22 protein-coding genes are annotated in these 26064 nt (G+C 63.9%); 6 read left to right on the forward strand and 16 right to left on the reverse strand.

Going from position 1 to position 26064, the window contains the following annotated elements:
- Window positions 1-625: NAD-dependent epimerase/dehydratase family protein (locus tag AC1DRE_RS13215; RefSeq protein ID WP_476985069.1), on the forward strand; the 625-nt coding region annotated here is incomplete at its 5' end.
- A 54-nt stretch (window positions 626-679) separates the two neighbouring features.
- On the opposite strand, the gene AC1DRE_RS13220 is transcribed toward AC1DRE_RS13215, so the two are convergent.
- The 3 genes from AC1DRE_RS13220 to fdxA form a co-directional block, all read right to left on the reverse strand.
- Complete coding sequence (locus AC1DRE_RS13220) at window positions 680-1963, reverse strand: citrate synthase (protein WP_104172158.1); 1284 nt, start codon at window positions 1961-1963, stop codon at window positions 680-682.
- 260 nt (window positions 1964-2223) lie between these two features.
- A complete protein-coding gene (gene dapC / locus AC1DRE_RS13225; RefSeq protein ID WP_476985070.1) occupies window positions 2224-3372 on the reverse strand; it encodes a succinyldiaminopimelate transaminase in 1149 nt (382 codons plus the stop codon).
- A 10-nt stretch (window positions 3373-3382) separates the two neighbouring features.
- A complete protein-coding gene (fdxA, locus tag AC1DRE_RS13230) occupies window positions 3383-3709 on the reverse strand; it encodes a ferredoxin (RefSeq protein ID WP_055796733.1) in 327 nt (108 codons plus the stop codon).
- A 151-nt stretch (window positions 3710-3860) separates the two neighbouring features.
- On the opposite strand from fdxA, the gene AC1DRE_RS13235 reads away from it, so the two are divergent.
- Both AC1DRE_RS13235 and AC1DRE_RS13240 read left to right on the forward strand, forming a co-directional pair.
- Window positions 3861-4109, forward strand: a complete 249-nt coding sequence (locus AC1DRE_RS13235) for a putative acetyltransferase (protein ID WP_476985071.1) — start codon at window positions 3861-3863, stop codon at window positions 4107-4109.
- Between the two features lie 63 nt (window positions 4110-4172).
- Window positions 4173-4682, forward strand: a complete 510-nt coding sequence (locus tag AC1DRE_RS13240) for a helix-turn-helix domain-containing protein (RefSeq protein WP_476985072.1) — start codon at window positions 4173-4175, stop codon at window positions 4680-4682.
- Window positions 4683-4689: 7 nt separating this feature from the next.
- Here the strand turns inward: AC1DRE_RS13240 and AC1DRE_RS13245 are convergent, their stop codons facing one another.
- Both AC1DRE_RS13245 and typA read right to left on the reverse strand, forming a co-directional pair.
- On the reverse strand, window positions 4690-5058 hold the full coding sequence (locus AC1DRE_RS13245) for a hypothetical protein (protein ID WP_476985073.1): 369 nt from the start codon (window positions 5056-5058) through the stop codon (window positions 4690-4692).
- Between the two features lie 48 nt (window positions 5059-5106).
- Window positions 5107-7035 carry a translational GTPase TypA gene (typA, locus tag AC1DRE_RS13250; protein ID WP_364119421.1) on the reverse strand — a complete coding sequence of 643 codons (1929 nt, stop codon included), beginning with the start codon at window positions 7033-7035 and terminating at the stop codon, window positions 5107-5109.
- Between the two features lie 275 nt (window positions 7036-7310).
- Here typA and AC1DRE_RS13255 point away from each other — a divergent pair, with 275 nt between their 5' ends.
- Window positions 7311-8264 (forward strand): SGNH/GDSL hydrolase family protein, encoded by a 954-nt coding sequence (locus AC1DRE_RS13255; RefSeq protein ID WP_476985074.1) that lies wholly within the window; start codon window positions 7311-7313, stop codon window positions 8262-8264.
- A 98-nt stretch (window positions 8265-8362) separates the two neighbouring features.
- Here the strand turns inward: AC1DRE_RS13255 and AC1DRE_RS13260 are convergent, their stop codons facing one another.
- The 5 genes from AC1DRE_RS13260 to AC1DRE_RS13280 all read right to left on the reverse strand — a co-directional run bounded on the left by AC1DRE_RS13260 (window position 8363) and on the right by AC1DRE_RS13280 (window position 15853).
- Complete coding sequence (locus tag AC1DRE_RS13260; RefSeq protein WP_364119415.1) at window positions 8363-10078, reverse strand: ABC transporter ATP-binding protein; 1716 nt, start codon at window positions 10076-10078, stop codon at window positions 8363-8365.
- A gap of 11 nt (window positions 10079-10089) precedes the next feature.
- A complete protein-coding gene (locus tag AC1DRE_RS13265) occupies window positions 10090-11040 on the reverse strand; it encodes an ABC transporter permease (RefSeq protein WP_476985075.1) in 951 nt (316 codons plus the stop codon).
- Complete coding sequence (locus AC1DRE_RS13270; RefSeq protein ID WP_476985076.1) at window positions 11030-11959, reverse strand: ABC transporter permease; 930 nt, start codon at window positions 11957-11959, stop codon at window positions 11030-11032. Before AC1DRE_RS13270 ends, AC1DRE_RS13265 begins: the two co-directional genes overlap by 11 nt.
- Window positions 11960-12092: 133 nt before the next feature.
- Window positions 12093-13778 carry a peptide ABC transporter substrate-binding protein gene (locus tag AC1DRE_RS13275; RefSeq protein WP_476985077.1) on the reverse strand — a complete coding sequence of 562 codons (1686 nt, stop codon included), beginning with the start codon at window positions 13776-13778 and terminating at the stop codon, window positions 12093-12095.
- A 239-nt stretch (window positions 13779-14017) separates the two neighbouring features.
- Window positions 14018-15853 (reverse strand): ABC transporter ATP-binding protein, encoded by a 1836-nt coding sequence (locus tag AC1DRE_RS13280; RefSeq protein WP_476985078.1) that lies wholly within the window; start codon window positions 15851-15853, stop codon window positions 14018-14020.
- A 77-nt stretch (window positions 15854-15930) separates the two neighbouring features.
- On the opposite strand from AC1DRE_RS13280, the gene AC1DRE_RS13285 reads away from it, so the two are divergent.
- Window positions 15931-16560, forward strand: coding sequence for a PH domain-containing protein (locus AC1DRE_RS13285; RefSeq protein WP_476985079.1), 630 nt, complete (start codon window positions 15931-15933; stop codon window positions 16558-16560).
- A gap of 24 nt (window positions 16561-16584) precedes the next feature.
- On the opposite strand, the gene AC1DRE_RS13290 is transcribed toward AC1DRE_RS13285, so the two are convergent.
- The 4 genes from AC1DRE_RS13290 to ychF form a co-directional block, all read right to left on the reverse strand.
- Entirely contained in the window at window positions 16585-17685 is a 1101-nt protein-coding gene (locus tag AC1DRE_RS13290) for an ABC transporter permease (protein ID WP_476985080.1), read from the reverse strand.
- Entirely contained in the window at window positions 17682-19223 is a 1542-nt protein-coding gene (locus AC1DRE_RS13295; RefSeq protein ID WP_476985081.1) for an ABC transporter permease, read from the reverse strand. Before AC1DRE_RS13295 ends, AC1DRE_RS13290 begins: the two co-directional genes overlap by 4 nt.
- Before the next feature lie 175 nt (window positions 19224-19398).
- Complete coding sequence (locus AC1DRE_RS13300; RefSeq protein ID WP_476985082.1) at window positions 19399-21177, reverse strand: ABC transporter family substrate-binding protein; 1779 nt, start codon at window positions 21175-21177, stop codon at window positions 19399-19401.
- A 336-nt stretch (window positions 21178-21513) separates the two neighbouring features.
- Window positions 21514-22599 carry a redox-regulated ATPase YchF gene (ychF, locus tag AC1DRE_RS13305; RefSeq protein ID WP_364119388.1) on the reverse strand — a complete coding sequence of 362 codons (1086 nt, stop codon included), beginning with the start codon at window positions 22597-22599 and terminating at the stop codon, window positions 21514-21516.
- Window positions 22600-22727: 128 nt separating this feature from the next.
- On the opposite strand from ychF, the gene AC1DRE_RS13310 reads away from it, so the two are divergent.
- Entirely contained in the window at window positions 22728-23939 is a 1212-nt protein-coding gene (locus AC1DRE_RS13310) for a DNA recombination protein RmuC (protein ID WP_476985083.1), read from the forward strand.
- A gap of 28 nt (window positions 23940-23967) precedes the next feature.
- Here AC1DRE_RS13310 and AC1DRE_RS13315 read toward each other — a convergent pair whose 3' ends face one another.
- The gene (locus AC1DRE_RS13315) at window positions 23968-25047 is read right to left on the reverse strand and encodes a 4-hydroxy-3-methylbut-2-enyl diphosphate reductase (protein ID WP_476985084.1); all 1080 of its coding nucleotides are present in this window, start codon (window positions 25045-25047) and stop codon (window positions 23968-23970) included.
- Between the two features lie 9 nt (window positions 25048-25056).
- Entirely contained in the window at window positions 25057-25914 is an 858-nt protein-coding gene (locus AC1DRE_RS13320; RefSeq protein WP_476985085.1) for a hypothetical protein, read from the reverse strand.
- Between the last annotated feature and the right edge of the window lie 150 nt (window positions 25915-26064).

Here is a 26064-nt window from a genome sequence, read left to right on the forward strand (position 1 = left end):
GCACAACCCCATCCCCTATGTGGAAAAGATGGAGATCGGCGCCAACAACCCCTACGGCCGGACCAAGGAACAGATCGAGGACATCCTTTCGGACCTCGGCGCCGCGGACAGCCGGTGGCACATCGCACTCCTGCGCTACTTCAACCCGGTGGGCGCACACCCGTCCGGCCGGATCGGTGAAGACCCGCAGGGCATCCCCAACAACCTGGTCCCGTTTATCGCCCAGGTGGCCGTGGGCCGCCGCGAGAAGCTCATGGTGTTCGGCGGCGACTACGACACCCCGGACGGCACCTGCCTGCGTGACTACATCCACGTCGTGGATCTTGCTGAAGGCCATGTGGCAGCCCTTAACCACGTGGCTGACCGTACCGGCGTCTACCGCTGGAACCTTGGTTCCGGCAAGGGTTCCTCGGTACTGGAAGTGCTTCGATCCTTTGAGAAAGCCGTGGGCCACAAAATCCCGTACGAGATCACCGGCCGCCGCGCAGGCGACCTCCCGGCCTTCTGGGCCGATGCCACCTCCGCCCTGGCTGACCTGAGCTGGTCCACCACGAAGACCGTGGACCAGATGTGCGAGGACCACTGGCGCTGGCAGAAGAACAACCCGCTGGGCTACAACTCCTAGCACGAAAAAGCGGCCGCCCGTCTCTCGCGAGGTGGGCGGCCGCCGTCGTTATTCCTAGCTGACCGGGTAGTTGCGCTCCGGCTCTCCGGTATACAGCTGCCGCGGGCGGCCGATCTTGGTGTTGGGGTCGCTGATCATTTCGCGCCACTGGGCAATCCAGCCCGGCAGGCGGCCGATCGCGAAGAGCACGGTGAACATCTTCTCCGGGAAACCCATGGCCTTGTAGATCAGGCCGGTGTAGAAGTCCACGTTCGGGTAGAGCTTGCGCTGGATGAAGTAGTCGTCATTCAGGGCCTTCTCTTCAAGGCGCAGCGCGATGTCCAGGAGCTCGTCGTTGCCGCCGAGTTTGGTAAGGATCTCGTGCGCCGTGTCCTTGACGATCCTGGCCCGGGGATCGTAGTTCTTGTAGACGCGGTGTCCGAAGCCCATGAGGCGGACGCCGTCCTCCTTGTTCTTGACCTTCTCCATGTAGTCCTCGGGCTTGGTGCCGTCGGCCTGGATCTGGCGCAGCATCTTGAGCACGGCCTCGTTGGCGCCGCCGTGGGCGGGGCCGAAGAGGGCATTGATGCCGGCAGACACGGAGGCGAAGAGGTTGGCGTTCGACGAGCCGACCAGCCGGACCGTGGAGGTCGAGCAGTTCTGCTCGTGGTCGGCATGCAGGATGAGGAGCAGGTCCAGCGCCTTGGCGACGATCGGATCCACCTCGTACTGCTCGGCAGGAAGGCCGAAGCTCAGGCGCAGGAAGTTCTCCACGAGGTTGTGGGAGTTGTCCGGGTAGAGCATCGGCTGGCCGATGCTCTTCTTCAGGGCGTAGGCGGCGATGACCGGCATCTTGGCCAGTAGCCTGTAGGTGGAGACCTCCACCTGCTCGGCGTTGAACGGGTCCAGCGAGTCCTGGTAGAACGTGGAGAGAGCAGACACTGCCGAGGACAGCACCGGCATGGGGTGCGCGTCCCGGGGGAAGCCGCTGAAGAAGCCCTTGAGCTCTTCGTGCAGCAGGGTGTGGTGGCGGATCCGCTGGTCAAAGGCTTCGAGCTCGGTGGGGCTCGGCAGGTTGCCGTAGATGAGCAGGTAAGAGACTTCCAGGAAGCTCGAGTGCTGGGCGAGCTGCTCGATCGGGTAGCCGCGGTAGCGCAGGATCCCGGCATCGCCGTCGATGTACGTGATTGCGGACGTGGTGGCCGCGGTGTTCATGAAACCGGGGTCAAAAGCAACGGCACCGGTCTGCTTCAGCAGCTTGGAAACGTCGTAGCCTTCGTTTCCTTCTACAACCTGGATGCGCGGGAGTTCGAGCTCGCCGCCGGCATGGCGCAGGGTTGCGCTGGTGGTCTCAGTCATGGAGTCTCCTCATGAGGCGTCAGGGCCTCTCTGTAGAAAGCTTGATCCAACATCTGGTGAAGCCGCCCGAGGAGCCTGTATGGACAGGGATTCCAACGGCCGGGCTACCTTCTTGTAGAAAGCCACCATTGATAGTCAGTTAAAAAGTACCGCTCCTTGGCAAGGTGGCACTAATCCGGTAGTGCCAAAATGCCCCAAAAACGCCCCAGTTGTGTCGCGTGTCACACCATTGTTACGGACCTGCACCTGCTTCGTGGCGGCTACGCGCCGATAGTCAGCCGCTCCACTGCCGCATCGATCCGTTCGTCCGCGGCCGTCAGCGCAACGCGAATGAACCCGTTGCCTGCATCGCCGTAGAAAACACCGGGGCCCACCACGATGCCGATTCCGGCGAGCCTGCCCACGGTGTCCCAGGTGGCTTCACCGGCAGTGCACCACAGGTAAAGCCCGGCCTGCGATTCGTGAATGGTCAGCCCGAATGCCTCGAGTGCCGGCACGATCCGTTCCCGCCGGCCGCGGTACAGGTCCTTCTGCGCCTGGACGTGGGCGTCGTCGCCAAGCCCCACCCGCATGGCTTCCTGGACCGGGTAGGGAACAATCATGCCCGCATGCTTGCGGCTGTTCACCAGGTTGGCCATGAGCACCGGGTCACCGGCCACAAAGGCCGCACGGTACCCTGCAAGGTTCGACTGCTTGCTGAGTGAGTACACTGCCAGCAGCCCCTCGTGGGAACCTTCGGAAACGCGCGGGTCCAGGATGCTGGGCACGGGCTGGCCGCCCCGCTGGACGTCCCACTCCCCCCAGCCAAGCTCCGCGTAGCATTCGTCGGATGCCACCACGGCGCCGAGGGTGCGGGCCTGGTCCACTATCCGTTTCAGGGATGCGGCGTCGCGGACGCTTCCGGTGGGGTTGGCCGGCGAGTTGACCCACACCAGCCGGACACGCTGCCGCGTTTCGTCGTCCAGTTCGTCGAGGTCGTCAGCGGCGATCTGTTCGGCTCCCGCGAACGTCGCCCCGATGTCATAGGTGGGGTAGGCAACTGTGGGACGAACGACGACGTCGCCCGGCTTGAGCCCCAAAAGGAACGGCAGCCACGCCACAAGTTCCTTGGAACCGACCGTGGGCATCACATGCTGCGGGTCCACCCCGGGAACGCCGCGGCGGCGGCCGAACCACTCGGCGATGGCCGCGCGGAGTGCCGGCGTGCCGTGCACTGTGGGGTACCCGGGGGCGTCTGCTGCCTTCTGGAGCGCCTCCTGGACCAGAGTGGGTGTGTGATCCACCGGTGTGCCGATAGAGAGGTTAACCGCCCCGCCGGGGTGCTCTGCCGCCCTGGCAAGATAGGGCGCCATGGCCTCCCACGGGTAGTCGGGCAGGCTGAGGCCGAAGCTGCGTACCGCCGAAGTCACGCCAGGCGCCTCAGTGGTCCTGGTTCTGGGGCGGCAAGGCAGCAATCATCGGGTGGTCGGTGTGGGTGTTGCCGACCTTCGCGGCACCGCCCGGCGATCCAAGGTCGTCAAAGAATTCGACGTTCGCCTTGTAGTAGTCGGCCCACTCGTCCGGAGTGTCGTCCTCGTAGTAAATGGCCTCAACAGGGCAGACGGGCTCGCAGGCACCGCAGTCGACGCACTCGTCCGGGTGGATGTAGAGGGACCGCTCACCCTCGTAGATGCAATCGACGGGGCATTCTTCAATACATGCCTTGTCCTTGACATCTACACACGGCTGCGCGATTACGTACGTCACGTCCCTTGCCTCTCCACGTTGGTTCCGGCACCTGCCGGTTATCACTCCCGGCCTAAGCGCCGGACTGCTGACTTCTGAGCCTATTATCTAACAGCCTGTTCCCGCGAACCTAGCGGCGCGTCATACAAGCCACGAGTCCTAGTATGAAGTGGTGAATTCGCAGATCCCCACTCCCCGGCAGTTCCTTGAAGGCGCCTCCCTGGGCACGAGGGTAGTGGTGCGGTACAGGATATCGGATGGCCTGACGGATGCGCTGGGCGATCTGGTGGCGATCAGCGATACCAACTGCACGGTCCGCACGCGGCGGGCCGACGTCGTTATTCCGTTGGCACGGGTGGTGGCAGCGAAGCCGGTGCCACCGGCGCCGGCGAGGCGCGCCCCGCGGACGGCTCCCTGGTAATTGCCTGTCTCCACGCTGACAGTGATTGGCATGTGTCAATCACTTGTTGGCTACACTTTCCTTATGAATCAGCCGGGGCAGGACTCTAATGCGGACGCTGTAGCCAAGGGCCGCGCCCTGAGTTCCCCGTTGCGGCTGCGGATCCTGCGGCTGTGCCTGCACCAATCACGGACCAACAAGGAAATCGCCGAACTCCTGGACCTCAATCCGGCGTCGAGCCTGCATCACGTCCGGACGCTCGTACGGACCGGATTCCTCGTCGCGGAGGAGCGCCGAAAAGGTAACCGGGGCGCCGTCGAGGTGCCGTACATAGCGAGCCGCAAGTCCTGGCAGACGCCCGTGGACAACGTGGCGCCGGTCCTGATCGAGACGTTCCTGCAGGAGACCAGGGACCTCCCGCCGGAGGACATCGAAGTCTGGCGGCTCGGGGTGAAATTCAATGCCGCCCGGCGCGAGGAAATGCTCGGCAAGCTGCGGGCGGTCATTGAAGAATATGTCCAGCTCCCGGCGGACGACGACGGCGAGGCCACCTCGCTGATGATCGCGCACCACCGGGACCCCACGGCGGGCTAACGCGCCGTCAGGCCGGCGGCTGCGTGTGCGGCTGCCGGTAGCGCCGGCACCAGGCGAGCATGAGCACCGATGTACCGGCGATGCCGTAGATCCAGATATTCCCGGAAATATCGGCGGCGATGAGCCGCTTGCCGGGCTCCAGCATCGACCACCAGCCCGCCAGCATGTAGCACAGCACTCCGCAGGCCGCCGTCGGGATCAGGGACCTGAAGGCCGCCCCGAGCAGCAGCTGAACGGAGCCGAGCAGGAACAGGGCCGCCACTGCACCCCAGGGAAGAATGACACCGGACAGCATCCACTGCTGGCGGTGCAGCGCGGTCCCTGCGGTGGCGACAAAAAGAGCTGCCGGCACAGCGGCGGCGATGCCGCCTGCCATGCCGGCAGCTCTATTGTTCACGAGGGTGATGACCGGAACGTGCCCGGATCAGACCTTGGCGCGGGCGCGGTTGGCCTTGGCCCGCTCGTTGGTGTCCAGGATGAGCTTACGGATGCGGATGGACTCCGGGGTAACCTCGACGCACTCGTCTTCGCGGGCGAATTCGAGTGATTCTTCGAGGGTCAGGTCGCGCGGCGGCGTGAGGTTCTCGAAGGTGTCGGAGGAAGCGGCACGCATGTTGGTGAGCTTCTTTTCCTTGGTGATGTTGACGTCCATGTCGTCGGCGCGGGAGTTCTCGCCAACGATCATGCCCTCGTAGACCTCGGAGGTCGGCTTCACGAAGAAGGAGCCGCGTTCCTGCAGGTTGATCATGGCAAACGGCGTCACAACACCGGCGCGGTCGGCGATCATCGAACCGTTGGTGCGGTATTCGATCGGGCCGGCCCAGGGCTCGTAGCCCTCGGAGATCGAGGCCGCGATACCGGCGCCGCGGGTGTCCGTGAGGAACTTGGTGCGGAAACCGATCAGGCCACGGGCCGGAACGATGAACTCCATGCGGCACCAGCCGGTGCCGTGGTTGGCCATGTTGGTCATGCGGCCCTTGCGGGCAGCCATGAGCTGGGTGACGGCGCCGAGGTACTCTTCCGGCACGTCGATGGTCATGTGCTCCATCGGCTCGTGGATCTTGCCGTCGACGGTCTTGGTGACAACCTGCGGCTTGCCGACGGTCAGTTCGAAGCCTTCGCGGCGCATCTGCTCAACCAGGATGGCCAGCGCGAGCTCGCCACGGCCCTGGACTTCCCAGGCGTCGGGACGCTCGGTGGGAAGAACCTTGATGGAGACGTTACCGATCAATTCCTTGTCCAGGCGGTCCTTCACCTGGCGGGCGGTGACCTTGGCGCCCTTGACCTTGCCGGCCAGCGGCGAGGTGTTGATACCGATGGTCATGGAGATCGCGGGATCGTCCACGGTGATCAGCGGCAGCGGCTGCGGGTTCTCGGCGTCGGTCAGGGTCTCACCGATGGTGATCTCCTCGATGCCGGCGACGGCGACAATCTCGCCCGGGCCTGCGGACTCGGTCGGGACGCGGTCAAGTGCCTTCGTGGCCAGCAGTTCGGTGATCTTGACGTTCTTCAGCTCGCCGTTGGCACGTGCCCATGCGACGGTCTGGCCCTTGCGCAGGGTGCCGTTGTAGATGCGGAGCAGAGCCAGGCGGCCCAGGAACGGTGAGGCGTCCAGGTTGGTGACGTGCGCCTGCAGGACACCGTTCGGGTTGTACGTCGGTGCCGGGATGTGCTCGATGATGGTCTTGAACAGCGGCTCAAGGTCCTCGTTCTCCGGAGCGGTGCCGTCAGCCGGCTGCTCGAGGGAGGCGCGGCCTACCTTGGCTGCTGCGTAGACGACCGGAACTTCGAGGATCTTGTCCAGGTCGAGGTCCGGAACTTCGTCGGCGAGGTCGGAGGCCAGGCCAAGGAGCAGGTCCATGGACTCGTGGACAACTTCGTCAATCCGCGCATCGGGGCGGTCGGTCTTGTTGACCAGCAGGATCACCGGCAGGTGCGCGGCGAGGGCCTTGCGAAGCACGAAACGGGTCTGCGGCAGCGGGCCCTCGGAAGCATCGACGAGGAGCACAACGCCGTCAACCATGGACAGGCCGCGCTCCACCTCGCCACCGAAGTCGGCGTGGCCCGGGGTGTCAATCACGTTGATCGTGATGGTCTCGCCGTTGGAGGACGGTCCGTTGTAGGCCACCGTGGTGTTCTTGGCCAGGATGGTGATACCTTTTTCGCGTTCCAGGTCACCGGAGTCCATGACGCGGTCTTCGAGGTGGTTGTGCTCGGCAAAGGAGTTGGTCTGCTTGAGCATGGCGTCGACCAGCGTGGTCTTGCCGTGGTCAACGTGGGCCACGATCGCGACGTTGCGCAGGTCACTGCGCGATGCAGTGGCTACCGCGGTGTTGGTGGTGGTTTCAGACATGCGTTATTGCTCGATTCAGTGGTGAAGTCAGCTGTGGTATCGCGACATTTCCAACCGGAACGCACGACGGACGAGACCCTTTGGCACAGGGCGCCTTCTACCAGTCTAAGCGCTAGGTCATTTATTGGCCTAAAATCCAGAAACCGGTCCGGTTCCGGCCCCGTTACAGGATCGTCACCGGAATGGGACGAATCGGGCCCAAAGTTACTGGATATTCCTCGTGGGATGCCCCATTATTACGGTGATAACAGCAAAGAAAAGCCCGGAGACCACAGATGCGAAATGCCTCGGCTCTGACCCGCTTCGTCGCACCTATGATCGCCGTCGGCGTTCTGATGGCCGGCTGCGGGCAGGCACCACAAACACCAGACGCTGCCACGGGATCCACCGGTCCCGCCGCAAGCGCCCAGGCATCGCAACCATCCGCCGAGGCAGTTTCCCCCAAGGCGGCGGCCGCCCCCCGGAAATCAGCGGCCGCCCCCGTGGCCGCGGCGCCGGGCGAGCCTGTTGCTGCCGGTTCAGCCGGCAAGGCACAGCTGGCCACGGAGCCGGATCCGTCCACCATGGCGCCCGGGTCCGTTTACAGGAACCCCGCAAACGGCCGGAACGAAGTCATTGTGGCCAACATCAGGCGGACCGCCGTCCTGATCGGCGATTCCCAGTCCGAACCGGAAGCCGGCTGGCCCCGCCAGGGACTGGCCGCCATCGGCTACAACGTCTTCTTCTGCGGCCGCGGCGGCACCGGGTTTGTTGCCTCGAACGGCAAGACCGGCAACTACATCGATGCCCTGCAGCGCGGCGACTGGCAGCTCCCCTACGGTTCACCGGCGCTCGTGGTCATCCAGGGCGGCGGGAACGATGCCGCGCGCGGAGCCACTGACGCCCAGATCGTGGCCAACGCCGAACGCCTGATCTCGTCGCTGAAGCAGCGCTATCCGGGGGCCAAGTTCGCCATGATCGGCACCCTGGCCCGCGGCATCAATTACGGCGGCGGCCGCCGGTCGCAGGTGGATGCCCTGCTCGGCACGGTGGCGGCCAAGCACTCGATTCCCTTTGTCAGCGTGGGTGACTGGCTGACGAAGTACAACCTGGCCAAGGAACTGGCGGACGGCGTGCACATGAACAACGTCGGCCACAAGGCACTGGGTGGCCTGCTGGCCACCAGGCTGCAGGAACTGGGGCTGCACGCTCCGCCTGAGCTGGCCACGTCGGCGTTGCCGCTCGGTTGAGCAGGGCGTCCCGGCTTTAGCGACTGTCCACGTATTAATAGGAGCCGGTGCCCGCCCCCTGCAGGGCGGGCACCGGCTCCCTTAGTTATGCAGCTGCCTCAGGCGACTTCGGGCGGCAGCATCAGCCGCGCGCCCGGAATGGCATGGAGCAGTGCCTTCGTGTAGTCCCGCTGCGGATCATCGAAGACGTCATCCGTTGAACCGGTCTCAACCAGCTTGCCCTTTTCCATGACGCACACGTGGTCCGCGATCTGGCGGACCACGGCAAGGTCGTGGGTAATGAACAGGTAGGTCAGGCCCAGCCGTGACTGCAGGTCGGCGAGCAGGTTCAGCACCTGTGCCTGGACCAGCACGTCGAGGGCGGAGACCGCCTCGTCGCAGATGATCACTTCCGGATCGAGTGCCAGTGCTCGCGCGATGGCCACACGCTGCCGCTGGCCGCCGGAGAGTTCATTCGGGTACCGCTGCATGGTGGATTGCGGAAGCGCCACCTGGTCCAGGAGCTCGCGGACCTTCTTCTCGCGGCTGGCCTTGTCCCCGATCTTGTGGGTCCGCAGCGGTTCCTCGATGGTCCGGAAGATGTTGTACATCGGGTCCAGGGAGCCGTAGGGGTCCTGGAAGATCGGCTGCACACGGCGGCGGAAGGCGAAGATCTCCTTGTTGTTCAGCGTGGAGGTGTCTACTCCGTCGAACACGATCTTGCCGGAGGTGGGCTTCTGCAGGTTCAGCACCATCTGGGCCACGGTGGACTTGCCGGAACCCGACTCCCCCACGATCGCCGTCGTGGTGCCGCGCTTGACGCTGAAGGAAACGTCGTCGACGGCGGTGAAGTCGGTCGACTTGCCGAAGCCGGAGCGCAGCTTGAACACCTTGCGGAGGTTCTGGATCTGCAGCACGTCTTCGGTCATGGTCGGCTCGACGACCACCGGCTCGCCTTGAGCGAGCAGCTCGTCCGATTCGACACCGAGCTCCTTGGCCACCTGGATGCGCCGTGAGGCGAGTGACGGTGCCGAGGCGACGAGGCGCTGCGTGTACGGGTGCTGCGGGTTCTGCAGCAGCTCCAGCGACGGCCCGGCCTCCACCACGTTGCCGCGGTACATCACCACAACCTTGTCCGCGCGTTCCGCTGCGAGGCCGAGGTCGTGGGTGATGAGGAGCACTGACGTGCCCAGTTCCGACGTCATCGTTTCGAGGTGGTCGAGGATCTGGCGCTGGACGGTGACGTCGAGTGCGGACGTGGGCTCGTCGGCGATGAGTAGCCGCGGCTGGCAGGACAGTCCGATGGCGATCAGCGCACGCTGGCGCATGCCGCCGGAGAACTCGTGCGGGTACTGCTTTGCCCGGCGTTCGGCGTCGGGAAGGCCTGCCTGGGACAGAACCTTCGCGACGTCGGCCGGTCCGCTGGGACGGCCGTTGGCGCGCAGCGTTTCCTTGACCTGGTAGCCGATCTTCCAGACCGGGTTGAGGTTGGACATCGGGTCCTGCGGGACCATGCCGATGGTGTTTCCGCGCAGCTCGATCATGCGCTTTTCCGAGGCATGGGAAATGTCCTCGCCGTCGAGCAGGATCTGCCCGCCGGAGACCCGGCCGTTGCCGGGCAGCAGTCCGATGGCGGCCAACGCCGTCGTCGACTTTCCGGAGCCCGACTCCCCCACAATCGCAACGGTTTCACCGGGCATGATGGTCAGGTGGGCGTTCCGGACAGCCTGGACCTCACCGGAACCGGTCTTGAAGGAAATGGCGAGGTCGCGGATTTCCAGGAGCGGCTTGTCGGCCAGCGCGGCCTCCCTGATTCTGACATCGGAAGTTGTCATGATTGCCTCGTTCATCGTTGACGGCTCTTCGGGTCGAGGGCGTCGCGCAGGGCGTCGCCGAGCATGATAAAGCTCAGGACGGTGACGGACAGCGCCATGGCCGGGTACAGCAGGATGGCCGGGTTGGTGCGGACGGACGACCTGGCCGCCGCGATGTCGTTGCCCCAGGACATGATGCTGCCGGGCAGCCCGATGCCGATGAAGGACAACGTGGCTTCCGCAACGATGAAGACGCCGAGTTCCATGGTGGCCAGGACGATGATCGGCGCGAGGGCATTCGGCAGCACGTGCCGGACCAGGGAGCCGATACGCGAGACGCCCAGCGAGCGGGCAGCGGTGACGAAGTCGGCGTTGCGCACTTCGATCACGGCGCCGCGGGTAATGCGCGCCATCTGCGGCCAGCCCAGTGCGACGAGGATCAGGACCACTGTCCACACCCCGCGGTTGTCACGCATGAACGGAAGCTGCGAGACCACCAGTGCGCCCAGGACAAGCGGGAGGGCGAAGAAGATGTCTCCGAGACGGGCAATCACGGCATCGATCCAGCCGCCGTAGAAGCCCGCGAGGGCGCCGAGGGTGACCCCGATGATAACGACGAAAAGCACGGAGAAGACGCCCACCATCAGCGATGCCTGGGTGCCGTGGATGATGCGGGAGTACACATCGCAGCCCTGGAAGGTGAAGCCCAGCGGGTGCCCCGCTCCCGGAGCCCCGTCGGAGTTCGCCAGCTGGCAGTTGTTGTTGGGCTCCACCTGGGTGAACAGGCCCGGGAAGAGCGCCACCAGGATGATCAGTGCGATCATCACCGCGGAGATGATGAACAGCGGACGACGGCGGAGCTTGCGCCAGGCGTCCGCCCAGAGGCTCAGCGGTGCCTGGTCTACTTTGAGCGAGTCCGTTGCGAGCAGAGGGGTCTCCTCCACGGGGGCAACGAAGTGCTCGATTTCGCGGTTAGTTTTCATAACGGATCCTTGGATCAAGCCAGGCGTACAGCAAGTCGACCAACAGGTTGGCAATGACGAAGACGAGCACCAGGACGCTGACAATCGCGACCACGGTGGGGCCCTCGCTGCGGATGACGGCCTGGAACAGCTTTTGGCCGACGCCCGGGACGTTGAAGATGCTCTCCGTGACAATAGCGCCGCCCATCAGGCCGCCTAGGCTGGCGCCCAGGTAGGTGATGACCGGAATCATGGAGTTGCGCAGGATGTGGGTGACCACCACGCGCGGCCGTGACAGGCCCTTCGCGGTGGCGGTGCGCACGTAGTCGGCGTTCATGTTTTCGATAACCGAGGCACGCGTGAGCCGCAGCACGTAGGCGAAGGAAACCAGCCCCAGCACCGTGGCAGGAAGGATCAGGTTGCCCCAGTCCGCGGTGGCGCCGACAGTCGGCTTGGCCCAGCCGAGCTGAACACCCACCAGCAGCTGCAGGACGAAGCCGAGCACGAAGGTGGGGATGGCGATGACCACCAGGGACGCGACAAGCACCGTCGCATCGAACACCTTGCCCTTGCGGAGTCCGGCGATGAGGCCGAAGGTGACGCCGAAGACAGTCTGGATAATGAGGGCTTCGACGGCCAGCATGACGGTGACGGGGAAGATCCGGCCCAGGGACGCCGCGATGGGCTGGCCGGTGAAGTCGACGCCGAGGTTGAAGGTGAACAGGTTCTTGAGGAAGAGCCCGTACTGCACCCAGAACGGCTGGTCGAGGTTGTACTGCTGACGGAGTTGCGCGATGACGGCCTCGCTGGGAGGACGGTCGCCGAACAGCGCGCGGATGGGGTCACCCGGAAGGGCGAAGACCATGAAGTAGACGAGCAGCGTGGTTCCGATGAAGACCGGAATGATCTGCAATAAGCGCCGGAGAATGTACTGGATCACAGCAACGTCTCCTGAGCGTTTGTGGGGCTAAGGGGGTTCATGTAGGACAGCTTTCGTGCCGGTTCCAAGGCTATGGGGGCCCGGCTTATGGCCGAACCCCCACTAGCTTTTTGACGTGGATTTGTTCCGAGGACTACTTGGCGGTGATGGCCCAGTACTGCAGGACGCCGTTCCAGCCGGAGTCGACGTTGCTGACGTTCTGGCTCCAGACGGCCTGGCGTGCCTGATACCACAAGGGTAGGTTGGGGAGATCCTGGAAGAGGATCTCCTGGGCCTGGGTGAACTTCTTGTTGGCGTCATCCGTGGACTTCGCGGCCAGGCCTTCGGTAAGCAGCTTGTCGAACTCAGGGTTCGTGTAAGCCTCGTAGTTGGCGCTGGCCCCGGTCTTCAGGACAGGCCCCAGGAAGTTGAACAACGACGGGTAGTCTGCCTGCCAGCCCGCTCGGGTCAGGCCCGGCAGGTTCTTGGCGGTGCGCAGCTTCAGGATCTCGGCGAACTTGGCGAAGGGCTGGCCTTCGGCCTTGATGCCCAGGTTGTTCTTGAAGTTATTTGCAACGGCGTCGATCCACTCCTTGTTGCCGCCGTCGGTGTTGTAGGCAAGCTGCAGGGTCTTGTCGGCCGGCCACGGGCTGATGGCATCCGCTTTCGTCCAAAGATCCTTGGCCTTGGCGGCGTCAAACTTGAGGACATCTGAGCCGGCAACATTGTCGTTGTAGCCGTCAACGGCCGGGGACGTGAAGTCCTTCGCCGGGATCCGGGTGCCGGAGAAGATGACCTTGGTGATCTCTTCGCGGTTGATGGCCATGGAGAGGGCCTGGCGGCGGAGCTTGCCCGCTTCGCCCTGGAACTCGGGCAGGTAGCCCGGGATGTTCAGGGTGGCGTTGCCTGCATACGGCTTGTTGAGGTGGTTCTCAGGGAAGTCGGTGGTGTAGGTCTTGAGGGCATCGGTCGGCAGGACGTCCGTGACGTCGAGGTTGTTGGCCTGGATGTCCGTGTAGGCCGGAGCCGGATCGGTGTAGAACTTGAAGGTCACGCCGGCGTTCTTGGCAGCACGCGGACCGGCGTAATCGGCGTTCTTAACCAGTTCGATCTGGCTGTCGTGCTGCCAGGCGCCTTCCTTGGCCATCTTGTACGGACCGTTGCCGATCGGGTTCTCGCCGAACTTCTTCTTGTCCTTGATGGCGTCCGCGGGCAGCGGCATGAAGGCCGAGTAGCCCAGGCGCAGCGGCCAGTCAGCCTCGGGCTGGGACAGCTTGACCGTGATGGTGGAATCGTCCTTGAGAACCAGGCCCGAGAGAGTCTGCGCGGTGGGGGCCGGGACGTCGATGTCCTTGCCGTCCGCGCCCTTCTCGGTCTTGGTGGCACTGACGGCGTCGTAGCCCTCGATGGATTCGAAGAAGCTGCTGTTGTTCTGGGCGTTGGTGCTCAGCGCGGCGAAATTCCAGGCATCAACGAAGCTCTTGGCAGTTACGGCCTCGCCGTTGGTGAACTTGCTGCCTGACTTCACCTTGATGGTGTAGTTCTGGCCGTCCGCGGATTCGATGGACTCGGCAAGCGCGTTGACCGACTTGCCGCTGGGGTCGTAGCTGCGCAGGCCTTCGAACAGGAGCTCGACCACGCGGCCACCGTAGACTTCGCTGGTGTCGGCGGGCATCAGGGGGTGCTGGGGTTCATTGCTGTACGCGGTGATGACCTTGTTGGGGTCGCCGGCAGCCTGGCTGCCGCCGTCAGTGGCGCCGCCTCCGGCGCCGCATCCGGTCAGGGCCAGGGCTGCGATGGCAACCATGCCCAGTGCTTTGGAAGTGCGCGAAAAACGCATTCCGCCTCCTATGAGTTGTGGGAGTTGAGTAGGGAAAATCGTGTTTTCCCTGCAGGCCCAGGCACAGAGGTGTCCTGTGACGTGGCATACATAAGTGAGTAGCCTAACCCCAACATGTCCAAATAATGGAACTCTGTTGCCAAACCGTGACCGGGTCACAATTTGACCATTCGAGTCAACTCAGGTGTATTTCAAGTCACATGTTACTCACTGGTATGCTTCCCGTCATGTGACGGACGCTACTCCACTCCACTCGCCAGCAACTGTGCCCGCAACTCCCTGCGCTCACGCTGTTTTTCGGGGTCCGGCAGGGGCACCGCAGCAAGGAGGCGCTGCGTGTAGGGCTCCTGCGGGTTGCGCAGGATCTGGTCCCGGGAGCCCTGCTCCACGATCCTGCCCCGCTGCATCACGCAAATCCGGTCGGCCAGCACGTCGACCACTGCCAGGTCGTGTGTCACGAACAGGCAGGCAAAGCCGAGGTCCTTCTGGAGGTTCTGGAACAGTTCAAGCACTTTTGCCTGCACGGACACGTCCAGTGCCGACGTCGGTTCGTCCGCCACCATCAGCTTCGGTTTGAGCGACAGTGCCCGCGCGATGCCCACGCGCTGCTTCTGCCCGCCGGACAGCTCATGCGGGTAGCGGTTGCGGTAGTTCCTCGGGAGCTCAACCTGGTCAAGGAGGGCCTCGATCCGTTTCTGCAGCCCGCTTCCCTTGGCCTCCCCGGCGAGGAACATGGGTTCGCCGATGCTCTCGCCGATCGGGAGGCGGGGATTCAACGACGACGACGGGTCCTGGAACACCATTCCGATGTGGCGCCGGACCTGGTGCAGCTGCTTCCCGTTCTTTTTGGCGGCGGAAATGTCCTGGCCCACCACCCGCATGGTGCCGGCCGCGACAGGAAGCAGCCCGACGGCGGCCCTGCCGATGGTGGTCTTGCCCGAGCCTGATTCGCCCACGAGACCCACCACTTGGCCGGGGTAGATCACGAGGTTTGCACCCTCCACGGCCCTGAAGGCCGGTACGCGGCCCTGCTTGGGGTATTCGATGGCTACATCCGTAAGTTCCAGGACCGGTTCGCCCTGGGGCCGCGCCGCGGCCGCGGCAGCCAGCGCGGCGGCGTTCTCACGCTCGCGGCGGACCAGGTCGTCGGGGTCCACCGACTCCAGTTCAGCGTGCGTGGCGGCCGCCAGCGCGGCGGTAACGTCCACCGCGGCGCCTTGGTCCGCACCGCCTTGGCCGAGGTGCGGCACTGCTGCGAGCAGTGCCTGGGTGTATTCATGCCGGGGGTTGCGGAAGACCTGCTCGGCCGTTCCCGTTTCAACAATCAGCCCCCGCCGCATGACGGCGATGCGGTCTGCCAGGTCCGCTACCACCCCCATGTCATGGGTGATGAGCACAATGGCGCTGTCCAGCTTGTTCCGCAGGTTGCGCATGAGATCCAGGATCTCGGCCTGGACGGTGACGTCCAGGGCCGTGGTGGGCTCATCGGCAATCAGCAGTTTGGGATCACAGGACAGCGACTGGGCGATCATGGCCCGTTGCCGCTGGCCGCCCGAAAGCTGGTGGGGGTAGGACTTGAACGCCTTCTCCGGGTCCGGCAGTTCCACCAGTTCCAGCATGCGCAGGGCACGTTCCCTGGCCTGGTCCGGTGAAACTTCGTTGTGCAGCCGGACCGTCTCAACAATCTGCGCCCCGACCGTGTACACGGGATTGAGGGCGGTCATGGGCTCCTGGAAGATCACGGCCACATCCTTGCCGCGGACCTCCCGGATGTTGGCGGCATTGGCGCCGAGGAGCTCCTTTCCGGAGAGGCGGACGCTGCCGGATACCCGGCTGTTGCTGGGCAGGAGACCCAGCAGGGCCATGGAACTGGCGCTCTTGCCGGAGCCGGACTCCCCCACGATGGCAAGGACTTCCCCCGCCCGCACCTCATAATTCAGGCCGATGGCGGCGGGCACCCATTTTTTATCCACGCCGAAGTCGACGCTGAGATCGCGGACCTCGAGGACTATTTCTCCCTTGGCGGGCTCGTGCGCCGGGGAGGTGCCCTGGTTCGGGGTGATGTTGTCAGTCATGACGGGTTCCCTTCCGCCCAAGCCACGACAGCACCGGAGATTAGTGCTGTGGCCTGGAATCCTGAATTATTGGGGGCATGAGCAGTGTGCCGCACGCCGGAAATGTTGAAGTCTTCAAAGCCCGCACGAACAAATGGTTCGCCTGGCTGTCCTGGCTGGTGGCCGCCGTCGGCCTTGTTGTCACTGCCGCGGCCGGCGGGCCGGCAGCAATGCTGGGTACGGGTCCGCTGCTGCTGATCGGTTTTCTCGGCTGGCTGCTGTTCTGGATGCCCTCCGTGGTGGTGCACGACAGCGGCATCACGCTGGAGAATCCGTTCCGCTCCATTGACGTCCCGTGGGCAGCCCTGGTGAACGTCGATACCCGGTTTGCCCTGACGCTGGTCACACCGGCCAGGAGCTACGCCTCCTGGGCCGCCCCGGCGCCAGGCATCTGGGGCGGCCGGAACGCCCGCCCCGAGGATCTCAGGGGCCTGCCTTCCGCCACCTACGGACCCGGACAGTCCGTGCGCCCGGGTGACCTGAAAACCACTGATTCCGGCCAGGCAGCCCGGCTGGTTCGCGGCCGGTGGGAAGAGCTGGTCGAAGCCGGCGCCCTGGACACCGGAAGTGCCGAGACCACGGCCGTCAGCGTGACATTTCGCTGGACGGCGATCGCCACCACCGTGGTCCTCCTTGCCGCCAGCTACTGGGGCGTCACAGTTCCGTAGGGCGGATGCCCGGACAGCCCGCATTCAGTCGCCCGCAGACCCGTCGGCTGCAGCAGCCGGTGCCTTCTCCGGCGCTCCGGCAGGCTTGGCGTCTTTGGCCTTTTTGGCGTTGAACTTCTTCTGCCTCGGATCGAACGCGTCCCGAAGTCCGTCGCCGATGAAGTTGATACTGAGGCAGATCAGCACAATGAAGAGGCCCGGGAACCAGAACAGCCACGGCCGGGTGGCGAACGCTTCCTGGTTCTGCGAGATGAGCAGGCCCAACGAGGTGTCCGGGGACTTCACGCCGACGCCGAGGTAGCTCAGTGCAGTTTCCAGGAGGATGGCAGCGGACATGGTCAGGGTCACGTTAACGATCAGGACGCCGATGGCATTGGGCAGGATGTGCTTGAAAATAATCCGTGCATTGCTGGCCCCGGAGATACGGGCTGCGTCGACAAACTCCCGTTCACGCAGGGTGAGGAACTCCCCGCGCATCAGCCGCGCCAGGCCGACCCAGCTGACCAGGCCCAGGAAGATGCCCAGGACGAGGATGCCGTTGCTGGCCGCGAAGCCCGAAAACCAGCCGCCCTGGTCCCTGCGGTTGACGGACTGGGCCACCACGGCGGCAAGCAGCAGCACCGGGATGATGATGATGACGTCCGTGATCCGCATCAGGACTGCTTCCACCCAGCCTCGGAAGTACCCGGACAGGCCGCCGATGACAGTGCCCAGCAGGCCGGCGATGGCCCCGATCAGGACCATGATGGTGATGGACTGCTGGGCTCCGCGCATGGTCATGGCGAAGAGGTCCCGGCCGATCCGGTCCTGCCCGAAGGGATGTTCGCCCCAGGCCGGCAGCCACAGGGATGCCGTCGGAACCCCGTCGTTGACCAGCGGCGACACATCCAGGTGGTCGTATTTCCACCAGCCCGGAATGCCAGCCCAGCCGACCGAGGTGAAGGCCAGCAGGAAGATGAAGACAAAGATGAAAAGACCGGCGATGGCCCCGCTGTGGCCCAGGAACCGTTTGCGGACAATCTGCCCCTGGCTCAGCCCCTTCGCTTCCGGTTCAAAGGACACTCCCGGCGGCCGGGGGTGCGAGTGCTCGGCGAGGAATTCTTCCTGCTGGGTTGGCTGGCTCATGCCTTAATCCTTACGCGGGGATCGAGTGCGGAGTACGCAAGGTCTGCTATCAGGTTGAACACCATTGCGGTCACTGCCACACAGACGAAGACGCCCATCACGGGGTTCGGGTCAGTGTGCACGATGCCGTCCAGGAAGAGGAACCCCATTCCCCGCACCGAGAACACCGTTTCGGTAATAACGGCACCGCCGATGAGCGCCCCGATATCGAAGGCCACGATGGTGGCGATGGGAATCAGCGCGTTGCGGAACGCGTGGCCCATCACCACGGACCGCTCGGAGAGTCCCTTGGCGCGGGCTGTCCTGATGTAGTCCATGTTCATGATTTCCAGCATGGACGACCTGGTGAACCGCGTGTAGCTTGCCAACGAAACAAGGATGAGGGCCATGGTCGGAAGAATCAGGTGCGTGAAGGTGTCCAGGCTCAGGACCCAGAAGTCGCCCTGGATGTTCGGGGTGCCGGCACCGATCGTGGCGATCGGCCTCCCCCGGACCCTGCTGTTGTTGAAGTAGGTGGGCCAGGCCTGCATGAAGCGGTCCATCAGGATGAGTCCGCCCACGAGGAAGGCTGTTATCCCGGCGGCGCGCATTGACTGGCCGCGATCGTAGCCGCCCATGAGGTAGCCCGTTGCCACGCCGACACCGATTGTCGCGATGCCCAGCAGGACTATCATGAGCGCCGTCGCCTCGTTCAGGAGCGGCTGGACCGCGAAGTAGGCAACCACGCCAAGTGCCACCACGATCAACGCGGACTGCAGGGCACGCTTGTTCTTGAGCCCGGCCACGAGGACTGTCACGGCGAAGGCGAGGCCCACCCCTGCAATCGCAATGACCACCGGGCCAAGTCCGGGGTTCCGGAACCACTGCACAACGGAGAAGTAGATCAGGATAAGGCTGGCAGCGAGGAAAACGATGCCGCCTGAAACCAGCCGGCGGCGGGCTGCTCCACCGACGGCAACCGCAACGATCACGCCCGCTATGGCACCTATCCCCAGGGCCGCCGGCAGTGGTATTTCGGGATTGCGGAGGAAATCGTTGAAGCCGATGGCACCGTATTCCTTCAGCAGCACGGCCACCCAGAAGATGGGGAGCGAGAAGAACAGGAACGCCATGAACGTCACGCCATAGTCGAGGGCGCTGTACTGCCGGAGGGCCGTGATGATGCCGAGGGCAATGCCGATCAGGATTGCCAGGACGGTGGCGCCGGTGACGAGCGTCAGGGTCTGGACCAGCGCGAAGCCGAGGGCCTCCGTTATTGGCTGCCCGGCGATGTTCTTGCCGAGGTCGCACGAGCCGGCGAAGGGAACCAGGCATTTGGCCGCTCCGCCAAGCCATTTGAAGTACCTGAGGGGAGCCGGCGTGTCCAGGTCAAGGAGCTGGCTGCGCGAGTCCATGAGCTGTTGTTTGTTGGCGGCACTGCTGGCACGGAATTCCTCCAGTGGATCTCCGGACGACGCTGTCAGGAGGTACACGAGGAATGATGCCCCGAGAAGTATGAGTGCGGCAGTAATAAGCCGCCGGACGATGTACGTCACCATGGTGGTAAGCCTCGATATCCGGGCCGGGATCTGACCGGGCCCATCGCAGAATCAGACCGGCTTGCCGAGTGAGGTGGGCGGAAAGCCGGCGAATGCCGGTGGTGCCAGCGAAGGCGCCGGGACGCTGCTGCTGTCCCGGCGCCTTCACCTGCTGTTCGCTCGCTGAGCGGGGGCTTTACTTCTCAGCCCACTCCCAGAAGTTCCACCAGACACCCGTCTGGTTCGGCATGAACTTCACACCGGTGATGCGGTCGCTGTACGCGTCCACGCCCACGGACTGGAAGAGCGGAAGACCGTAAGCGGAATCCCAGATCTTCTTGTCGATCTGCGTAATCAGCTCATCCTGCTTGCTGCGGTCGGTGGTGACGATCAGCTCGTCCATCAGCTTGTCGGCTTCAGGATCGCTGAACACGTTGAAGTTGGAACCGTTGCCGCTGCGGAAGATCTGCGGTACGCCGGAAACGCCGACACCCGGGTTGATCCAGCCGAAGATCGTGGCGTCGTAGCTGCCGTCGCCGAGGGCCTTGCCCCAGTCAGAAGCACCCAGGCCGCCGTCAACGATCTTGAATCCGGCCTTGGTGGCCGACTCGCGGATCAGGGAGAAGGCGTCAACACGGTTGGGGTTGTCCTTGTTGTACATGATGCGGATCTCAGGGGTCTTGCCGGCCAGAAGAGCCTTCGCGCCGTCAATGTCCACGTCCTGGTAGGCCGAAGAGCCGTTGTTCTTTGCAGACTCCTCATAAGCAGCCTGGGCCGGAACGAACAGCTGGGAGTCGAGCGGCTTGGCTTCCGGATCGAGCTTCTTCACGATCTTGTCGACGATGTCCTTGCGGGGGACGGTCTTCATGAACGCCTCGCGGACGCTCTTTTCGGCCAGCGGACCGGAGAAGTTCAGGTCGATGTGGTCGTAGGAGAGCTGGTTGCCCTGTTCCACGGTCACGCCCTGGCTTTCGAGTGCCTTGAGCTGCTCGATGGTGTCGGCGGAAGCCTGGGGAGCAATGATGTCCGCTTCGCCGTTCTTCAGTGCCTGCACCTGCGCCGGAGAGGAGCCGATGTAGCGGACCGTTATTTCGTCCAGGCTCGCCTCCGGGCCCCAGTTGTAATCCTTGTTACGGACCATGGTCAGCGACTGGTCCTGCGTGACGCTCTTGACAATGTACGGGCCGTTGGAGAGGTAGAGGCTGGGGTCCGACGGCAGGGTCTTGGTGTCGAACCCGGTGTTCCAAAAGTCAGCCATGGCCTTCAGCTTCTCATCGGCCGGCTTCGGGGCCTTGGCGTCGCCCTTGGGCTTCTCCTTGAGGTAGTCCACCAGTGCCTTGGCATCGGCGAGGCCTGCCTTCTTGGCCATCACGTGGGCCGCGATGTCAATGCCCGGACCGCCCAGGACGGTTTCCCAGTCAGCAAACGGCTTGGTGTACTTGATGGTCATCGTGCGGTTGTCGTCGCCGAGTTCGGGGAAATCGGTGAGCTTGAGGCCGGTGGGGTCACCGGCGTAGGAGAAGTACTGCGTGCCCGTCTTCGCCTCTGAGTCGGCGTCGTCGTAGTAGCCGGAGAACGCTGCCCACTGCAGCAGGAGGTCGGCTGCCGTGACCGGGGTTCCGTCGGACCACTTCACGCCCTCGTTGACGGTGTACTTGACCGTCAGCGGGTCATCGGAAGTCTTTTCCATCTTGCCGAACTTCTCGTTGCGGACAACGTTCAGCTGATTGTCGATGTAGTAGAAACCCGAGTGGGTGGCATAGCTGATCTTCGAGTTGATGTCAGTGTTGCCGTCGGCAGTGTTCGGGTTGAACGTGTTGAAAGCGTTCACCTCGACCACCGTGGCTGAGCCACCCTGTTTGCCGGCAGTAGCGCTGGACGGGGTTGTCCCGCCGCTGTTGCCGGCGCAGGCGCTGAGAGCAAGCGCGGCAGCTGCCGCGACGCCTACCGCTTTGGAAATACGACCGAAGCGCATTCCGCCTCCTATGTTTCTGTGGTTTGAAAAGACCGCCGCTGTAGGCGCCGGCCAGACCGCCCATTCCCCCAGTGAGAATGTGGCTGGCCTCACATGAGCAGTAGCCTAAACCCGAAAGGTGCGCCCGTGGGACCAAAGTTGCCCATGAGTAAAGGTTGTTACCGAGCTGCAACAATGGTCAAGCTGTGCCACTTTAAATCGTTGGAGAACCTTGATGCGCAAAAGGCCGGGCGGGAACGGGTCCAATCACAGCAAAAGCCCCGATCCAAGGGAATCGGGGCTTTTGCTGTTAATGCTCAATCACTGACTGTGACTGTGCCTTGTGGCAGCTGCCTGCTACACGTTGAAGCGGAACTCCACGACGTCGCCGTCGGACATCACGTATTCCTTGCCTTCGATGCGGACCTTGCCGCGGGCCTTCGCCTCGGCCATGGAGCCGGCCTCGATGAGGTCGTCGAAGGAGACAACTTCGGCCTTGATGAAGCCGCGCTGGAAGTCGGAGTGGATCACGCCGGCGGCCTGTGGTGCGGTGTCGCCCTGGTGGATGGTCCAGGCGCGCGTTTCCTTGGGCCCTGCCGTCAGGTAGGTCTGCAGTCCGAGGGTGTGGAAGCCGACGCGGGCCAGCTGGTCCAGGCCCGATTCATCCTGGCCGTTCATCTCCAGCATTTCGCGGGCCTCTTCCTCATCCAGCTCGACGAGGTCGGACTCGAGCTTGGCGTCGAGGAAGATGGCGTCCGCCGGGGCAACCATGGCCCGCAGTTCGTCCTGCTTCTCCGGACTGCCCAGAATGCCTTCGTCCGCGTTGAAGACGTAGATGAAGGGCTTGGCGGTCAGGAGGCTGAGCTCCTTGAGGTGCTCCATCTCCAGTTTGTCGCTCTTGATCGAGGCGAAAATGGTGTCGCCACGTTCCAGCACAGCCTGGGCCGCCTTGATGGCAGCCAGCTCGGCAGCTTCCCGCTTCTTGATCTTGACTTCTTTTTCGATCCGGGGAATGGCATTTTCGATGGTCTGAAGGTCGGCCAGGATCAGCTCGGTGTTGATGGTCTCCATATCCGAACTGGGATCCACCTTGCCGTCGACGTGGATCACGTCGGGGTCGTCAAACACACGGACAACCTGGGCGATGGCCTCGGCCTCACGGATGTTGGCGAGGAACTTGTTGCCCAGGCCTTCGCCCTCCGACGCACCTTTTACGATCCCGGCGATGTCCACGAAGGACACCGGGGCGGGCAGCAGCCGCTGGGATCCAAAGATGGCAGCCAGCTTCGCCAGGCGGGGATCCGGAAGGTTCACGACGCCGACATTCGGCTCGATGGTGGCGAACGGATAGTTCGCGGCCAGCACCTGATTGCGGGTCAGTGCGTTGAAAAGAGTTGATTTGCCGACGTTGGGCAGTCCGACGATGCCAATAGTAAGAGCCACGAGTATTGATTCTACCGGTAATCGGCCCGGAACCCTGCGGCCGCCTGTCTTGTTCACCGCAGCTGTTCGCCGTCGGCGGCGCGTGCGCCTGCGCCAAAAATGTCAGAGGCCCGTGCCAAAGTGAACCCATGGACGCTTTTGCACTGATACTTGCCCTACTGATGCTGATTCTCGGCGCCTTGATCGGCGCCGCCTTCACCTATGTGGTGTTCCGGCGGCGGAACGTTGCCCTGGAGCAGGATTTCGACGGCGTCTCGGCCCGTCTTTCGGAGGTCAGCGCCCAGTTCGCGGCAGCCGACGCCGAGCGGCGCCTTTTGTCGGCACAGAACAGGGAGCTCGGCGAGTCACGCAACCAGGACGGCAGCGTCCTCCGGGCCCTGGCTCCCGTGGCGGAGAAGCTTACGGCGGTCCAGCAGCAGGTGTCCCTGCTGGAACGTGACCGGCTGGAGCAGTACGGACAGCTCGCACAGCAACTGCAGGAAGCCCGCCTCTCCGACGAACAGCTCCTTCGCTCAACCCATGCCCTCGAGTCCGCCCTGCGGTCCAACAGTGCCCGCGGCCAGTGGGGCGAGGTCCAGCTGCGGCGCGTGGTGGAAGCAGCCGGCATGCTCCGCCACGTGGATTTCCATGAGCAGCACCACAGCGCCGCGGCGGGGAACGCTATGCGGCCCGACCTCGTGGTCCAGCTCCCGGGCGAGAAGCAGCTTGTGGTCGACGCCAAGGTGCCGCTGGCCTCCTACCTTGAAGCCCAGGACCTGGGGCCTTCCTCGGGACAGCAACAGCACGGGCACGCGCTCAACGGACAAAGTGCGCTGCTGGCAGCACACGCAAAGGCATTGAAATCCCATGTGGACGCCCTGAGCAACAAGAAGTACTGGGATATCCCGGGCAATTCACCCGAACTCGTGATCTGCTTCCTGCCGGCGGAATCCATCCTTGCCGCCGCCCTGGCAGCCGATCCCGGCCTCCTGGACTATGCCCTGAACAAGAACGTGGTGCTCGCTTCCCCCGGTACCCTGCTGGCCGTCCTGAAGTCGGTGGCGTTCACCTGGCGCCAGGACGTGCTGACCGACAGTGCCCGGGAACTGTTTGAGCTGGCCCGGCAGCTCTACGAGCGCATGGGAACGCTCGGTGACAACGTGACCAAGCTGGGGTCTTCCCTCAAGACTTCCGTTGACCGCTATAACTCGATGGTCGGGACGCTCGAAGCACGCGTCCTGCCCACGGCCCGAAAGCTCAACGCCCTTGAAGCCGAGGGGCTGACCACGCCGCCCGCCATCGAAGTGACCCCGCGCTCAGTGGCCGCCCCCGAACTCCAGTCGGAGGAATCAGCCGCGTAGTCGAGCCAGGGAAAGGACCCCGGAGGGGTCAGGCCCGCGCCTTGTTTCCGCCCAGGGCGCGGGTCACGTCTCCGGATTTCTTCAGCGTCGCCCGGAGCTCCTTGGGCAGGGAGAAGAGCAGGTCTTCCTCCGCTGTGACCACTTCCTCCACGGCGCCGTAGCCGTAGTCCGCGAGGAGCCGCAGCACGTCCTTGACCAGCACTTCCGGAACGGATGCACCAGAGGTGACCCCAACAGTGGCAACCCCTTCGAACCAGGCCTCGTCCACTTCGTTGGCGAAGTCAACGCGGTAGGAGGCTTTTGCGCCGTATTCCAGGGCAACCTCCACAAGGCGGACGGAGTTGGAGGAGTTGGCGGAGCCCACCACAATGACCAGGTCGGCCTGCGGGGAAATCTTCTTGATGGCCACCTGGCGGTTGGTGGTGGCGTAGCAGATGTCGTCGCTGGGCGGATCCTGGAGCGTCGGGAAACGCTCTTTCAGCAGCCGGACCGTTTCCATCGTTTCATCCACGCTCAGCGTCGTCTGCGAAAGCCAGATGACCTTTTCCGGATCCCGGACCGTCACTTTATCCACCTCGTGCGGGCCGTTGATGATCTGGATGTGCTCGGGGGCTTCACCGGCCGTTCCCTCAACTTCCTCATGGCCGTCATGGCCGATCAGAAGGATGTCGAAGTCGTCCTTGGCAAAGCGGACAGCTTCCCGGTGCACCTTGGTCACCAGGGGGCATGTGGCGTCAATGGTGCGAAGGCCGCGGTCCTCGGCGGACTGCACTACCGCGGGCGATACGCCGTGGGCCGAAAAAATCACCAGGGCGCCTTCGGGGACCTCGTCGGTCTCGTCAACGAAGATGGCACCCTTTTCCTCGAGGGAGCTGACCACGTGAACGTTGTGGACGATCTGCTTGCGGACGTAAACCGGCGGACCGTAGCGTTCCAGCGCCTTCTCAACGGCAATAACGGCACGGTCTACTCCGGCGCAGTAGCCGCGGGGAGCCGCGAGCAGAACCTTTTTGGGGCCCGACACCGGAGCCGCTGCCAGTACGTCCTCAGGCGAACGGCGCCTCCGCGGAATTGAAGGCATGGGGATGGAGACAGCTGAGGTGGTCATTGTTCAATGCTACCGGGAACGCAGGGCACGGCCGGCGCCGGCAACAACGCGGAAAATGACACCGGCCACGATGAGGACGGCCCCGGCGATGAGGGTTGCCAGGATCCACTGCCCGAACCGGTCGGAGGACGCGGCGACGAATTCGCTTTTGAAGATGTCCGCCACCTCGTTCCCGCTGGCTGTTCCGGCAACCGCCAGGCCAGCTGCGTCTGCGCCGAGTTTCCAGACCGCCGCCAGCACCAGCGCTCCGGCCCCCGCACCCACCAGCACGGTCCAGCGCCGGCGTGCGGCAATCAGGCCAAGCAGCAAGGCGATTGCCGATCCCGCGGCCAACGCATAACCCATGGGCGCGTAGGCCGACACCTGGTCCACGAGTTGCCGCTGGCTTGGCTGCCCAATGTCGATCAGCGTCTGTTCCGGCGCTTCCAGCGGCACCTTGGTCGCGTCCGAAATCTGCTGCGTCAGCAGACCCACCAGGGGTGCCACATCCAGGGTGAGGGACGTGGACGGTTCGGCCTCCGACGGTGCGGTTCCGGAAGCCGTGAAGTTGAGGCGGTGGCTCTTCCTCAGCGTTTCCTCCCACGCCGCGGGGTAGCCGGGAAGTGTTGTCAGCGATTTGGCGGCGGAATCCAGGATCGGCTGCACCAGGTCCGCGAACGGTTCAGGAATCTGGCCGGTCGGATCGATGCTGCCAACCGCGGCGGATGCCAGCCTTTGTTGGAAGACAGTGTCCTTGCCCAGCGGGGCGGCGAGGGAGACAAAGCCGTCCTCCTGCACAATGTTCCGGTCCACCCAGATGGCGGGAACGGCGACGGCGGCCAGCAGCAGTCCAAGGATGACGGCGGCAGCTGAGACAAAAGTGCGCAAGGGATTCCTAGGTTTGGTTGGCGGTACTGCCATCCTAGGGGTGCCGGCTGGGAAGCAAAAATGTCGGCGGACAGTGGTAGAGCTATGGATAGAGTTGATTCGGTTTGATGCCATTCCGTTTTGATGCACTGCCACCCGCAAAGGATTCCC

The sequence above is a fragment of the Arthrobacter sp. P4_H3 genome (genome assembly GCF_056400885.1).

Coding starts and splice junctions, on each gene's coding strand:
- AC1DRE_RS13220 (WP_104172158.1), bottom strand. CDS start 1,963: ATGACTGAGACCACCAGCGCAACCCTGCGCCATGCCGGCGGCGAGCTC.
- AC1DRE_RS13240 (WP_476985072.1), top strand. CDS start 4,173: ATGAATCAGCCGGGGCAGGACTCTAATGCGGACGCTGTAGCCAAGGGC.
- AC1DRE_RS13245 (WP_476985073.1), bottom strand. CDS start 5,058: ATGGCAGGCGGCATCGCCGCCGCTGTGCCGGCAGCTCTTTTTGTCGCC.
- typA (WP_364119421.1), bottom strand. CDS start 7,035: ATGTCTGAAACCACCACCAACACCGCGGTAGCCACTGCATCGCGCAGT.
- AC1DRE_RS13255 (WP_476985074.1), top strand. CDS start 7,311: ATGCGAAATGCCTCGGCTCTGACCCGCTTCGTCGCACCTATGATCGCC.
- AC1DRE_RS13260 (WP_364119415.1), bottom strand. CDS start 10,078: ATGACAACTTCCGATGTCAGAATCAGGGAGGCCGCGCTGGCCGACAAG.
- AC1DRE_RS13265 (WP_476985075.1), bottom strand. CDS start 11,040: ATGAAAACTAACCGCGAAATCGAGCACTTCGTTGCCCCCGTGGAGGAG.
- AC1DRE_RS13275 (WP_476985077.1), bottom strand. CDS start 13,778: ATGCGTTTTTCGCGCACTTCCAAAGCACTGGGCATGGTTGCCATCGCA.
- AC1DRE_RS13280 (WP_476985078.1), bottom strand. CDS start 15,853: ATGACTGACAACATCACCCCGAACCAGGGCACCTCCCCGGCGCACGAG.
- AC1DRE_RS13285 (WP_476985079.1), top strand. CDS start 15,931: ATGAGCAGTGTGCCGCACGCCGGAAATGTTGAAGTCTTCAAAGCCCGC.
- AC1DRE_RS13290 (WP_476985080.1), bottom strand. CDS start 17,685: ATGAGCCAGCCAACCCAGCAGGAAGAATTCCTCGCCGAGCACTCGCAC.
- AC1DRE_RS13295 (WP_476985081.1), bottom strand. CDS start 19,223: ATGGTGACGTACATCGTCCGGCGGCTTATTACTGCCGCACTCATACTT.
- AC1DRE_RS13300 (WP_476985082.1), bottom strand. CDS start 21,177: ATGCGCTTCGGTCGTATTTCCAAAGCGGTAGGCGTCGCGGCAGCTGCC.
- AC1DRE_RS13310 (WP_476985083.1), top strand. CDS start 22,728: ATGGACGCTTTTGCACTGATACTTGCCCTACTGATGCTGATTCTCGGC.
- AC1DRE_RS13315 (WP_476985084.1), bottom strand. CDS start 25,047: ATGACCACCTCAGCTGTCTCCATCCCCATGCCTTCAATTCCGCGGAGG.